11 protein-coding genes are annotated in these 11,887 nt (G+C 65.9%); 7 read left to right on the forward strand and 4 right to left on the reverse strand.

Features of this window, described 5'->3' with window-relative positions; all coding sequences use genetic code 11:
- The first annotated feature begins 21 nt into the window (after nucleotides 1-21).
- From AR540_RS17970 to fba, 4 genes are all read left to right on the forward strand, one after another.
- Entirely contained in the window at nucleotides 22-1,185 is a 1,164-nt protein-coding gene (locus tag AR540_RS17970) for a phosphoglycerate kinase (RefSeq protein ID WP_059230617.1), read from the forward strand.
- Between the two features lie 5 nt (nucleotides 1,186-1,190).
- Entirely contained in the window at nucleotides 1,191-1,382 is a 192-nt protein-coding gene (locus AR540_RS17975) for a hypothetical protein (protein WP_059230619.1), read from the forward strand.
- Nucleotides 1,379-1,708 (forward strand): MliC family protein, encoded by a 330-nt coding sequence (locus tag AR540_RS17980; protein WP_059230620.1) that lies wholly within the window; start codon nucleotides 1,379-1,381, stop codon nucleotides 1,706-1,708. The genes AR540_RS17975 and AR540_RS17980 overlap by 4 nt, the downstream gene beginning before the upstream one ends.
- 119 nt (nucleotides 1,709-1,827) lie before the next feature.
- Nucleotides 1,828-2,892 (forward strand): class II fructose-bisphosphate aldolase, encoded by a 1,065-nt coding sequence (gene fba / locus AR540_RS17985; RefSeq protein ID WP_058761498.1) that lies wholly within the window; start codon nucleotides 1,828-1,830, stop codon nucleotides 2,890-2,892.
- Nucleotides 2,893-3,340: 448 nt separating this feature from the next.
- Here the strand turns inward: fba and AR540_RS17990 are convergent, their stop codons facing one another.
- The 3 genes from AR540_RS17990 to AR540_RS18000 form a co-directional block, all read right to left on the reverse strand.
- Nucleotides 3,341-5,596, reverse strand: a complete 2,256-nt coding sequence (locus tag AR540_RS17990) for a M48 family metallopeptidase (RefSeq protein ID WP_059230622.1) — start codon at nucleotides 5,594-5,596, stop codon at nucleotides 3,341-3,343.
- A gap of 149 nt (nucleotides 5,597-5,745) precedes the next feature.
- Nucleotides 5,746-6,699: a nucleoside hydrolase gene (locus AR540_RS17995; protein ID WP_059230626.1), complete on the reverse strand. Its 954-nt coding sequence runs from the start codon at nucleotides 6,697-6,699 to the stop codon at nucleotides 5,746-5,748.
- A gap of 242 nt (nucleotides 6,700-6,941) precedes the next feature.
- Nucleotides 6,942-7,196: a YebG family protein gene (locus tag AR540_RS18000; protein ID WP_059230628.1), complete on the reverse strand. Its 255-nt coding sequence runs from the start codon at nucleotides 7,194-7,196 to the stop codon at nucleotides 6,942-6,944.
- Between the two features lie 315 nt (nucleotides 7,197-7,511).
- Here AR540_RS18000 and AR540_RS18005 point away from each other — a divergent pair, with 315 nt between their 5' ends.
- Together AR540_RS18005 and AR540_RS18010 are read left to right on the forward strand one after the other, a co-directional pair.
- Complete coding sequence (locus AR540_RS18005; RefSeq protein ID WP_059230630.1) at nucleotides 7,512-9,005, forward strand: lipid II flippase MurJ; 1,494 nt, start codon at nucleotides 7,512-7,514, stop codon at nucleotides 9,003-9,005.
- A gap of 272 nt (nucleotides 9,006-9,277) precedes the next feature.
- Nucleotides 9,278-10,495, forward strand: coding sequence for an NAD(P)-dependent oxidoreductase (locus tag AR540_RS18010; protein ID WP_236712102.1), 1,218 nt, complete (start codon nucleotides 9,278-9,280; stop codon nucleotides 10,493-10,495).
- Between the two features lie 47 nt (nucleotides 10,496-10,542).
- Here the strand turns inward: AR540_RS18010 and AR540_RS18015 are convergent, their stop codons facing one another.
- Entirely contained in the window at nucleotides 10,543-11,235 is a 693-nt protein-coding gene (locus AR540_RS18015; RefSeq protein WP_059230634.1) for an HAD family hydrolase, read from the reverse strand.
- 413 nt (nucleotides 11,236-11,648) lie between these two features.
- On the opposite strand from AR540_RS18015, the gene AR540_RS18020 reads away from it, so the two are divergent.
- Nucleotides 11,649-11,858: a cold-shock protein gene (locus tag AR540_RS18020; RefSeq protein WP_007161279.1), complete on the forward strand. Its 210-nt coding sequence runs from the start codon at nucleotides 11,649-11,651 to the stop codon at nucleotides 11,856-11,858.
- Nucleotides 11,859-11,887: the final 29 nt, after the last annotated feature.

Consider the following 11,887-nt stretch of genomic DNA (forward strand, 5'->3'; position numbering starts at 1 on the left):
CACAACTAAGGGATTGCCTGTATGTCCGTGTTGAAAATGAGCGACCTCGATCTGAAGGGTAAGCGCGTCCTGATCCGCGAAGACCTCAACGTTCCGGTGAAGGAAGGCCAGATCAAGAGCGACGCCCGCCTGGTCGCCGCCCTGCCGACCCTCAAGCTGGCGCTGGAGAAGGGCGCCGCGGTGATCGTCTGCTCGCACCTGGGCCGTCCCACCGAGGGCGAGTTCAGCGAAGAGAACAGCCTGGCGCCGGTCGCCACCTACCTGGGCAAGGCCCTGGGCTGCGAGGTGCCGCTGGTGAAGGACTACCTGGACGGCGTGCAAGTCGAGCCGGGCCAGTTGGTGCTGCTGGAGAACGTGCGTTTCAATGTCGGCGAGAAGAAGAATGCCGATGAACTGGCGAAGAAGTACGCCGCCCTGTGCGACATCTTCGTCATGGACGCCTTTGGCACCGCTCACCGCGCGGAAGGCTCGACCCATGGCGTGGCCAAGTTCGCCAAGGTCGCCGCGGCCGGTCCGCTGCTGGCCGCCGAACTGGATGCCCTGGGCAAGGCACTGGGCAACCCGGCCCGTCCGATGGCGGCCATCGTCGCCGGCTCCAAGGTGTCCACCAAGCTGGACGTGCTGAACTCCCTGGCGCAGATCTGCGACCAGCTGATCGTCGGCGGCGGCATCGCCAACACCTTCCTCGCCGCGGCTGGCTACAAGGTCGGCAAGTCGCTGTACGAAGCCGACCTGGTGGACACCGCCAAGGCCATCGCCGCCAAGGTCAGCGTGCCGCTGCCGGTGGACGTGGTGGTCGCCAAGGAATTCGCCGAGACCGCCCAGGCCACCACCAAGTCCATCAACGACGTGGCCGACGATGACATGATCCTCGACATCGGTCCGGTCAGCGCCCAGCAATTCGCCGACCTGCTGAAGTCGGCCAAGACCATCCTCTGGAACGGCCCGGTCGGCGTCTTCGAATTCGACCAGTTCGGCGAAGGCACGCGCACCCTAGCCCAGGCCATCGCCGACAGCGACGCCTTCTCCATCGCCGGCGGTGGCGACACCCTGGCCGCCATCGACAAGTACGGCATCGGTGAGAAGGTCTCCTATATCTCCACCGGCGGCGGTGCCTTCCTCGAATTCGTCGAGGGCAAGGTACTGCCGGCCGTGCAAGTTCTCCAGCAACGCGCCCAGGAGTGATCGCCATGCGTACGCCGCTGCTTGTCTGTTCCGCTGTCCTGATGCTGGCCGGTTGCGCCGGTGGCAATGCCGACAAGGCCTGCGCGGTCTTCGCGCCGCCACCCGCGGCAGCGGCCACGCCCACGGCGCAGAACGGCGAGCGTGTCGATACGCTCACGGGCAACGCCAGTCGCCTCACCAGCGGCTGCGCCCAATGAGAGGGCGCGTCCTCATCCTCGGCCTGCTGGGCGCTGCGCTGCTGGCCGGTTGTGCCGGGCGCGGTGGCCAGCAGACCGGTGGCTGGACCCACTGGGTCTGCGATTCCAAGGCGGCCTTCGACTGGCGCTACGTGGATCGCAGCCAGTCCATCGTCGACCTCAAGCTGGAAAGCGATGGGCTGATCCGTCACCTCAACCGCGAACCGGCCACCGACGGCCAGTCCTATACCGACGGGCTGGTGGCCTTCCACATCCGTGGTGACCAGGGGCTCGTCTACTGGATCGCCGGCAATGACCTCATCGGTCGTGGCTGCCGTGCGCCGTGAACCGGCGAATGTCAGCTGAACCGATTAATCCACGGCGGCCAGGGGTCGGCCGCTTGAACCCTGCCAGCCGCTCATGCAGGCTGGCGCCACCACCGCCTTTGTTAGGGAGATAATCACCAATGGCACTCGTCAGCATGCGTCAGCTGCTGGATCACGCCGCCGAATTCGGCTACGGCGTCCCGGCCTTCAACGTCAACAACCTCGAGCAGATGCGCGCCATCATGGAAGCCGCCGACAAGACCGATTCGCCGGTCATCGTCCAGGCCTCCGCCGGTGCCCGCAAGTACGCCGGCGCTCCCTTCCTGCGTCACCTGATCCTGGCTGCGGTGGAAGAATTCCCGCACATCCCGGTGGTCATGCACCAGGACCACGGCACCAGTCCCGACGTCTGCCAGCGTTCCATCCAGCTGGGCTTTTCCTCGGTGATGATGGACGGCTCGCTCAAGTCCGACGGCAAGACGCCTTCCGACTACGACTACAACGTGCGTGTCACCCAGCAGACCGTGGCTTTCGCCCATGCCTGCGGCGTGTCCGTGGAAGGCGAGCTGGGTTGCCTGGGCAGCCTGGAAACCGGCATGGCCGGTGAAGAAGACGGTGTTGGCGCCGAAGGCACCCTGGATCACAGCCAGCTGCTTACCGATCCGGAAGAAGCCGCCCAGTTCGTCAAGGCCACCAAGGTCGACGCCCTGGCCATCGCCATCGGCACCAGCCATGGCGCCTACAAGTTCACCAAGCCGCCGACCGGGGACACCCTGTCGATCCAGCGCATCAAGGAAATCCATGCGCGCATCCCGGACACCCACCTGGTCATGCACGGCTCCAGCTCGGTGCCCCAGGAGTGGCTGAAGATCATCAACGAGTACGGTGGTGACATCAAGGAAACCTACGGCGTGCCGGTCGAGGAGATCGTCGAAGGCATCAAGTATGGTGTCCGCAAGGTCAACATCGACACCGACCTGCGCCTGGCGTCCACTGGCGCCATCCGCGAGTTCATGGCCAAGAACCCCGCCGAGTTCGATCCGCGCAAGTACCTGGCCAAGACCGTGACCGCCATGCGCGACATCTGCATCGCCCGCTATGAAGCCTTCGGCACCGCCGGCCAGGCATCCAAGATCAAGCCGATCTCCCTGGATGCCATGTTCGAGCGCTATGCCCGCGGCGAGCTGGACCCCAAGGTCAACTGATCCTGGTGATGAAAAAAAGCTCCTTGCCAGTCAATTGAGCACTGAGCGCAGCCCACACTGCGCTTCCAGCTACCCTGGTTAGCACGAAGAACGCCGCGTTCCCGGTACGGGAACGCGGCGTTTTCATTATCTCAGCGGAATTGGCCAATGCCGGGCTTCTGCATGGACCGCAATGGGCATCTACTGCTGAAGCCTTATCGCGGCCACGGGCCGGATGGACCGGTGCCTGTAGGAGCGGCCATGGCCGCGATAAGACAGTGGCGCCTACCGTCGGAGCATCGCCGTAGGAGCAGCCGCACCGGCGTACCGCCATGGTCGCGATAACAGCCGTAAAGCCAGCTCCAAGCTGCAATGTTGCACAAAGCCACCCAATGCCTTGCCGACACACTGGGTGAAGGCTTGACGGATCGGCATCGCCCCTACGGGATCTTTTGGGGGGAGCCAGGCGTCAGGCCGAGTGGCGTAGCCGAGGCCTCTCGCCAGTAGAATCGGCGTCGGCGTCGGCCTCGGCCTCGGCCTGCAGACACCAGCGCGTCAGGTGCAGCCAGGCGCGCTGGTGCAGCTCGCTCAGCGCCGGCAGCAGACCCGAGGTATGGCGGTACACCGCGGAGGGCGAGTCCTCGGCCAGTTCCAGTCGCGGGCAGTGTCGCTGCAGGTGTTCGCCCAGGCTGACCTCGGCGATGGACGCCGGCAGGCGCAGCGGCGATCGCAGCCAGAACGTCACTCGGCGCTGGTGATCCTGCTTGGCGAAATCGCACAATTCGTTGATGCGTGGCGAGCCTTGCAGTTGCCGTTGCAGGGTGCGGTACTCCTTTACCAGCAGACGCGCCTCGCGCAGGCGTTCCACCTCTGGATAGTGTTCGGCGAGGGTGAGGAGCAATCGATAGCACTCGCGTGCCTGCGCCTGGCCGGGCAGGCGCCGGGCGAGGGCCAGCTCGATGCGCTGGCGATGCAACGGCGCCAGCTGCTGCAACTGCTCCCGGGAAGGGGGCTGCCAGGTATCGATGGCGCGATAGTCCTGCAGATGCTGCTGGTTGAATTCGCCCTCGCCGCGTACCGCCTGGGCCAGGCCGTGGATGTGCAGTTCCTCGTAGAAGGCCAGCAGGCAGCGGCGTTGCGCTTCCTTTTCCGCCTCCTGCCAGGCCCGTGACGTCTGCTGGGCCAGGCGTTGCAGACGCTCGCGGACGGCATTCGCAGCGAGGGCACGGGTCGCACGATCCAGCGGCAGGTGCAGCGGCAGCCAAGGCGAATCGGGCCAGGCGTGACCGCTCCACAGTACGAGCTCCTCGCCAGCATCCCGCTCCAGCTCCGGTACCAGGTCGGCGACCGTGGCGCTCCGCTGGCCGGGTGCTGCGTAGCCCGCCTGGCGATACACCGCCTGGGTGAGGGCCTGGCCGTGGGACTCGTAGTGGTCCAGCAGCGCCTGGGCCGGGCGTTGGTCATCCAGCAGCGGCTGTTGCTCAAGGGCGTTCACCCAGTTGACCCGCTGCTGATCCGCCGGATGGCGCTGCCAGTAGCGACTGCTTTGGTTCGCACTCAGCGACGAACGCTCGCACTGCCTGGCCAGCAGGGCTTCCACCAGTTCCAGCAGGTTCTCGGCGAGCCCCAGCTCCTGCGGCGCGGCGAGACTGCGGCGCCGGGCCTCGCGCCAGGCCTGGCTGGCATCGCGGCGGCGCAGCGCAGTCTCGCGAAAGCCGTCGCTGCCGCCGAGCTGGGCTTCGTAGTGATCGGCCCGGGCTTCCCGGCGTTGGCTCGCGGCCTGGGTCAGGCGCCGTGCCGCAGCAAACAGCAGTCGCGCCCAACCCCGTGCCAGCCGCGGACGGCGGCGTGCCGAGCGGGCAGGGCGCTGCTCCTGGCCGAGGCGTTCCAGCCAGGCCAGGCTGGCATTGAGCAGGCCGCCGCCGAGGGCATCCAGCCAGTGGGCCTGGTGTCCGAGCGCATGGGCGAGGCTGGCCAGGTACTGGCGGGTGGTCAGGGCAGGTAGCAGTGGCAGGCCCAGATACAGGGTGCGACCGGCCCCGCCGAGGCGGATATCCGCCTCGGCGCTGAGCAGGATGCGTCGTGGCGGGCGCACGCCCATGGCCTGGCAGAGGGCGTCGACCATCCGCCACAGGCCCGGCTCCTGCGCGGCGGTCAGCGGCAGCGTGGCAACCGCTTCAGTGCGCCGGCGCAGGGGGGGCAGCAGGAAATCGACGGCCAGCCAGGCACCCAGCAGGGCGGTCGGCAAGGCCAGGATGCAGGCGATCAGGGCGTCCTGATGCAGCAGGCCGGCGAAGGCATGCAGCGCACCCAAGGCCAGCAGGAGGCCGAGCAGCCCGGGCAGCAGATAGAGGAGGGACAGCAGCAGCGCGGTGCCGATGGCCGCCAGCAGTTGCAGCCGGCGCCCGAACGGGAAGGCCGGGCGTGGCAGGCCGGACGTCCGCAGGGCGGCCAGCCGTGCCTGCAGATCGAGATCCTGGGCGAGCGGTGGTGTCCGCTCGCGCTCTTCCAGGTGCACCTCGAGTCCAGCGTCCGTCAAACGCTCGAGCCAATCGCGGGCCGCCGCGGCGGACAGATCGCGCTTGAGGATGCCCGTCGCCGGCGGCAGCAGTCGCTCTGCCTGCTCCGGGGTCAGCTTCAGGTGATAGAGCAGGCTGACCCTCAGGGTGTCGGTCGGGACATCGGGGCGGCAGCCACCGCTGAGGTGGAGATCGTAGCGAGCCATGGGCAATCCTTTGCATGGTCGTCCGCCAGGGACGAGGTAGAAAACACCGGGGATTTCTACCTCACTCCTGCAGCGATCTTGCGTGCACAGCTCGCACTTATTCGGCTGGCGAGGGCTCTGGCGCGGTCCCTTCGCCGATTCGTGACCGATTAGGCGTTCGTGTCGGTCAGTACCTCTTCCATCCAGGCAACCATCCCCGGGCCGTCCATGTCCAGGCAGACCGTCACCGGCGGATTGCTGGACCAGCGACCATCCTGATAGGCACGACCCTTCGGGGCGAAGAAGGTCTGGCCTTCCGCGAGTCCTTCGGTGCCGACGCTCAGATGGCCGCGGGCGGTGCGGAACAACTCCGGCCGGCGCAGGAAGGCCAGGGCGCAGCTGTCGTGGGGATGGCAGCCGTCGATGTCCTTCACGCTGCGATAGAAATCGGCATAGAAGTCGTAGCTCTTGGCCAGCACCTCGCCCAGGGCGCCCTGGCATGTGGCGATCCGCTGCAGGCGTGGCGGGTCGAGCACGGCGCGGTGGGTGGCATCCAGGCCGACCAGCGTCAGCGGCCAGGATGCGGCGAAGACCCGGGCGGCAGCGTGGGGGTCGGAGAAGATGTTGGCTTCCGCCACCGGCGTGACGTTGCCCGGTTCGACGATGGCGCCGCCCATCACCACCACCTGGCGGATGCGCTGGGCGACGTCCGGGTCCAGCGCCAGGGCGAGCGCCAGGTTGCCGAGGGGGCCGACCGCCACCAGGGTGATCTCGCCCGGGCGCAGGCGGCTCTGCTCGACGATGAAGCGGGCGGCATCCAGGGCATGGGGCGTCCGGCTGGGCGTCGGTAGCGCCTGATTGCCCAGGCCATCCTGGCCGTGCACGTGCAGGGCATGGTTGCCCGCCGGCTTGACCAGGGGTTCGGCGACCCCCGCGGCGACCGGGACATCGCGTCCGGCCAGCTCGGTGAGCAGCAGGGCATTGCGCGTCGCGGTGCTGACCGGGACGTTGCCGAAGGTGGTGGTCAGGCCGAGCACCTCGAAGGCGGGGTCGGCGAACAGCAGGGCGATCGCCTGGGCGTCGTCCACGCCAGGGTCGGTGTCGAAGATGATGGGAAGGGACAAGGCATTTTCTCCGGCTCGAATCTTGTCCCAGGCTACCCGAGCCAGGGTGACGCCGGCCAGGCCCGGATGGAAGACCGCCAGGCTGGCTCAGGTCGAATCGAACGACGGTGAAGTGGTGTACCCAGCCGGCCCGGGGCTCAGTGGCCGTGCATCACCTCGCCCGAGCGAATCCTGCCGACAAGGAGCGCGTCACGCGGCACCGTCCGCGCAGGAGCCTTGTCCCGGGCCTGGATCGGCGCGCGTCACTCGGGTAGATCGAGCTCGCCCAGCGCATCCGGCTGGTTGCGAAAGGCCCGGGCGAAGACTTCCCGGTTGCGGGCCATGAACAGGCCCAGGTCTTCACACTGTTTCTCGGCAAGACCGGGCACGGCCTTGTCCAGCACGCTGGCGAGGGACTCGGCCAGCTCCAGCATCTTGTCGTGACGATCGGCTTCGGCTTTATCCATGAACAGGCGCTCCGGATCTCGGCTACTGCGATACAACACTTCGACGGCCATGCGTCACCTCGTATCCTGTATCTGTTTATATATACAGTATTCGGCTTTGTCCGGGATTGCAACCACGACCGTTCGGCGGGCGCCGCCCGGGCACTCATGGCAATTTGCCAATCGTTCGACATTTCCACGCGCCAGCGAAATAGTCAGGGGAAACTTAAGGGCGCAAGCTGGTCTCTGAGTCTGGACTGAACGGGCATCCACGCCCGCCTTTTCCGGATCATCTCCGGCTCACGGAACGAGACCGCCCATGCCCAGCTGCCTTCTCCCTTCGCCCTATGCCCTGTTCGGCCGGCACTTGCCCAACGAGGTGCGGGCGTGAGTTCGACCGTCATCATCCTGGCCATCACCGTCGCCAGCTTCCTGCTGGGTTTCCTGCGCGACCTGCTGATCGCCCGCCAATTCGGCGTGAGCTGGGAGGCCGACCTCATCTTCGTCGCGCTGATCCTGCCGGTATTCTTCGAAAGCTTCTTCGGCCTCGCCCTGCGCGACGCCATGATTCCCTATCTACAGCGCATCCGTGACCGCTGCAACGCCCAGTACGAGCAGGTGGGGCGCTGGCTGTACTGGCGCATCGGCCTGTTCGGCCTCTTGCTGTCGGTGATCGGGGTGCTGGCCAGTCCCTGGCTGATGCACGCCCTGGCGCCTGGCTGGAGCGATGAGCAGGTCGAGGCGGGCAAGCTGGTGTTCGCCGTTGGCACCCTGCTGATCTGCGTACAGGCCATCCTCTATTGCCAGGGCGCACTGCTCAACCTGGATCGTATCTTCATCCTGCCGATGACCCGGACGCTGATGCTGAACCTCGGCGCCATCCTGGCCATCGTCACCCTGCAGCCGAGCGGCATCAGCCTGTTCATCGGCATGCTGCTGCCCCAGGTGCCGCTGATCGTCATCCAGCACCGGCGCCTGGGCTACCTCGGCCAGCGCTCGGTGGCGATGGAAAAGCCCGAGGGCAGCCCCTTCGCGCTGACCTTCGCCCCGGTACTGCTCGCCGCCGGTGCCCAGCAAGGCTGCATGCTGGCGGAGCGCTTCTTCGCCTCGCTGCTGGCTGAGGGCAACATCACCATGCTGTCCTTCTCCTATCGCATCGTCACCATCCCGCTCACGCTCTATGCGCTGTCGATCCTGGCGATGATCTTCCCCGAGCTGACCCGCAGCTGGAATGAGGGCAACACCGACAAGTACGGCGCGCTGATGCGCAAGGCGCTGCTGGGCACCCTGCTGTTCCTGGTGCCGGCAGCGGTGGTGCTGTTCGGCTACGCCGAGCCGGTGGTCAAGGTGTTGCTGGAGCGCGGTGCTTTCGGTGCCGAGCAGAGCGCGGCGACCGCCACCCTGGTGGTGGCCTACGCCCTGGGCCTGCCCTGGATGGGGCTGGCGTTGCTCTGGGGGCGAGCGCTGCTCTCGCAGCAGCGGGCACGAACCTTCCTCTACGCCACCTTGGCCAGTTCGCTGATCACCGTGGCCCTGGATGCCTGCCTCTACAAACCCTTCGGTGCCCAGGGCCTGGCCTATTCCTTCACTACCGGGGCCTTCCTGCAGGCGCTGTTCATGGCGCTGGCGCTGTATCGCCACTCCCTGGGCGGTCTGCATCTGACCCTGCTGTTGCGCTGGTTCGGCGCCGGCAGCGCGGTGGCCCTCTTGAGTCTCTGGTTGCCCAAGCCGGTCGGCCTGCTGGAGCTGATCGTCGGTATCGGCGTGGCCATGCTGGTATTCGTGCTGTTGCTGCTGGCTCTGGGTGAGCGCGATCTGTTCCGTCGTGCCTACTGGGCCCGGGGCGTCAGTGGACCGGAGGGTGCCGAGCCTTCCAGATAGATGAGCTAAAAGTGGCGATCTGCAGCCATTGGTCGCTAAATGTCATGAAGTCTTGAATTTTTGAGGTGGCTTCGAGTCGCACGGAAAGAGTGATCCCAGTCAATAGAATTTCTGCTGGAAGCGTTGTTGTTCCATGTGCAAGAGATCGGACACGCAGTTGGGGTCGGCACTTCGCAAGGTGGCCTTGGTCGCCACCATCATTCTCTTAGAAAGGAATCGATCCTATGTCCTCCCCTACACCCGTCACCCGCATCGGTATCGTCGGTACCGGCATGATTTCTCGCTGCCTCGCGCGTCTGATCAGCCGTCACTACGACGACATGACCGTCACCCGCGTCCTGACCCGCCGCCCTATCGCCACGGTCACCGACTATCCGTTGCCCGAGGCGCTGACCCTGTCGGTGAACGAACTCATCGACCAGTGCGACCTGTTGGTGGAGTGCAGTGGCGACCCCTACCACGGCACCGAGATCATCGAGCGCGCCTTCGAGGCTGGCATCAAGGTGGTCACCATCAATGCCGAGCTGCAGGTGACGACGGGCTCCTACCTGGCGGGCAAGGGCTTCCTCACCGAGGCCGAGGGCGACCAACCCGGTTCGCTGGCCGCACTGCACGAGGAAGCGGTGCAGATGGGCTTCAAGCCGCTGGTGTACGGCAACATGAAGGGCTACCTTAACCATAATCCGACCCCGGAAGACATGGCCTACTGGTCCGCGCGCCAGGGCACCAGCGTCGACCAGACCACCTCCTTCACCGACGGCACCAAGGTGCAGATCGAGCAGGTGGTGGTGGGCAACCACTATGGCGCGACCATCACCCGCCAGGGCCTGGAAGGACTGAACTCGACCAACCTGCAGGACAGTGCGAACATCCTCGCGCAGATGGCCGAGCAACTGGGCAAGCCCATCGTCGACTACGTGATCCCGAGCGGCTACTCCGCGGGTGGCGTCTTCGTCGTCGGTCGCCATGACGAGGACCAGGCCGGCGCCATCGAATACTTCAAGCTGGGCAAGGGGCCGTACTATGTCTTGGTACGCCCCTTCCACCTGTGCTCCCTGGAAGTCGGCAAGACCCTGCGCCGCGTCATCGCCGGCGGCAAGGTCCTGCTCAACAACTCGCCCACGCCGACCCTGAGCGTGGCGGCGATCATGAAGAAGCCCATGGCCGTGGGCGAGGTCATCGAGCGCGGTATCGGTGGCTACAGCGTGCGCGGCGAAGCGGTGAAGATCGCCGAGTGCCCGGACCACCTGCCGATCGGCCTGCTCAAGCACAGCGTGCTCAAGCGGGCGATGGAGCCTGGGCAGATCGTCACCTTCGACGACGTCGAGCTGACGCCCAGCCGCGCCCTGGATATCGTGCTGCAACAGCATCGCGAGGCGATCCACCGGCAGGTGCTGGAAACCCAGCTTGGCGAGCCGGCCTGGAGCGCCGTGGCTGGTCTGGCCTCGGCCGCCGCTCTGCCCAAGGTGGCTGGCTCGGTGCTGTCCTGAGTCACGCGGTGCAGTGAAACGAAGAAGGGGCCGCTCGGCCCCTTCTTTCATTGGGCGCTGTTGGCCGCCTCCCGCAGGCGCTCCACCGTGGCGGGTAGCTCGTCCATGTGGGCGATCAGCGCGGTCACTCCCAGCTTGGTCAAGGTCTCGCCGTGGGTCGGCGGGATATGGCTGGCACCGGTGAAGCCGATGACCCGCATCCCGGCGGCCAGGGCCGCGCGTACGCCGGTGGCGCTGTCTTCGATCACCAGGCAGCGCTCCGGTGTGACGCCCATCGTCCTGGCGGCGAGCAGGTAGACGTCGGGCGCCGGCTTGGGGCGCTCGACCATGTCGGCACTGAAGATATGCCCTGCCACCCGTTCGACCAGGCCGGCCCGGCGCACCGAGGCCTCGACGCTGTGCCTGAGGCTGTTGGAGGCTACCGCCAGCGGCAGATCGATGCTTTCCAGGGCGCGCTTCACCCCGGGGATGGGTTCGACACTGGTGGCGATGAGGGTTTCGGCCTGGGCGCGCAGCTCGCTGAACAACTGCGGTGGCAGGGTGATGCCGAAGCGTTGCTCGACCCGGTTGAAGATGTCGCGGGTGGTCAGGCCGAAGGTGCCGTGCAGCAGGGCTTGCAGTTCGGCACGGGGCGCATGGGCGGCGAGGCCGTCGAGAACGACGCGCTCGGCGAGGATTTCGCTGTCGACCAGTACGCCATCGCAGTCGCTGATCAGCAGTTCCACAGGGGTGACAATCATCGGTATTCCTTGCAGGGGGATTTCAGGATCTGGGCAGCGAGTCCCGCGTCGCTCGCCAGGGTGGTTAGGACTGTTGGAAAGGAGCCGTTTCGCTGGCCGCGGCGGGTGTGTCCAACCGGTCGAAAACGGGCCCGGCAGTACCTTTCAGCGGGGTCGGCGGGGCCTGCCAGCCAAAACGAATTCGCCCCCTGGAGGGTAATCGCTTTCCAGAAAAATATGGCGTAGAGTTCGAGAACTGTGTTTGCTTGGGTCGCCGTCGATCGTGACCTGAGGCGGTAGGATCCATGTCCACCCCTTGCTGCTCGATTCTTGTTACTCCTTGCAACTCAGTCCCAGGCGCATGGTCTATGCAACGCACTGCCGCGCCAGCACCTGTCATAACAAACCCGTTATTCCAAGGAGCAACACCCGTCATGTCGAATCGTCAGAACGGCACCGTCAAATGGTTCAACGAAACCAAAGGCTACGGCTTCATCACTCCCGAGAGCGGTCCGGACGTGTTCGTGCACTTCCGCGCGATCGAAGGCAAAGGTTTCAAGACCCTGGCTGAAGGCCAGAAGGTCAGCTTCGAAGTCGTGCAAGGCCAGAAGGGCATGCAGGCAGAGCACGTACAGGTCATCTGACACCTGGCGTCGCCCGAAGCTCATGAAAA

This window comes from Pseudomonas sp. EpS/L25 (assembly GCF_001512295.1).
In the GTDB taxonomy this organism is placed as follows: Bacteria; Pseudomonadota; Gammaproteobacteria; order Pseudomonadales; family Pseudomonadaceae; genus Chryseomonas.

Coding starts and splice junctions, on each gene's coding strand:
- AR540_RS17980 (WP_059230620.1), top strand. CDS start 1,379: ATGAGAGGGCGCGTCCTCATCCTCGGCCTGCTGGGCGCTGCGCTGCTG.
- AR540_RS18020 (WP_007161279.1), top strand. CDS start 11,649: ATGTCGAATCGTCAGAACGGCACCGTCAAATGGTTCAACGAAACCAAA.
- AR540_RS18010 (WP_236712102.1), top strand. CDS start 9,278: ATGATTTCTCGCTGCCTCGCGCGTCTGATCAGCCGTCACTACGACGAC.
- AR540_RS17990 (WP_059230622.1), bottom strand. CDS start 5,596: ATGGCTCGCTACGATCTCCACCTCAGCGGTGGCTGCCGCCCCGATGTC.
- AR540_RS17975 (WP_059230619.1), top strand. CDS start 1,191: ATGCGTACGCCGCTGCTTGTCTGTTCCGCTGTCCTGATGCTGGCCGGT.
- AR540_RS18015 (WP_059230634.1), bottom strand. CDS start 11,235: ATGATTGTCACCCCTGTGGAACTGCTGATCAGCGACTGCGATGGCGTA.
- AR540_RS18000 (WP_059230628.1), bottom strand. CDS start 7,196: ATGGCCGTCGAAGTGTTGTATCGCAGTAGCCGAGATCCGGAGCGCCTG.
- fba (WP_058761498.1), top strand. CDS start 1,828: ATGGCACTCGTCAGCATGCGTCAGCTGCTGGATCACGCCGCCGAATTC.
- AR540_RS17970 (WP_059230617.1), top strand. CDS start 22: ATGTCCGTGTTGAAAATGAGCGACCTCGATCTGAAGGGTAAGCGCGTC.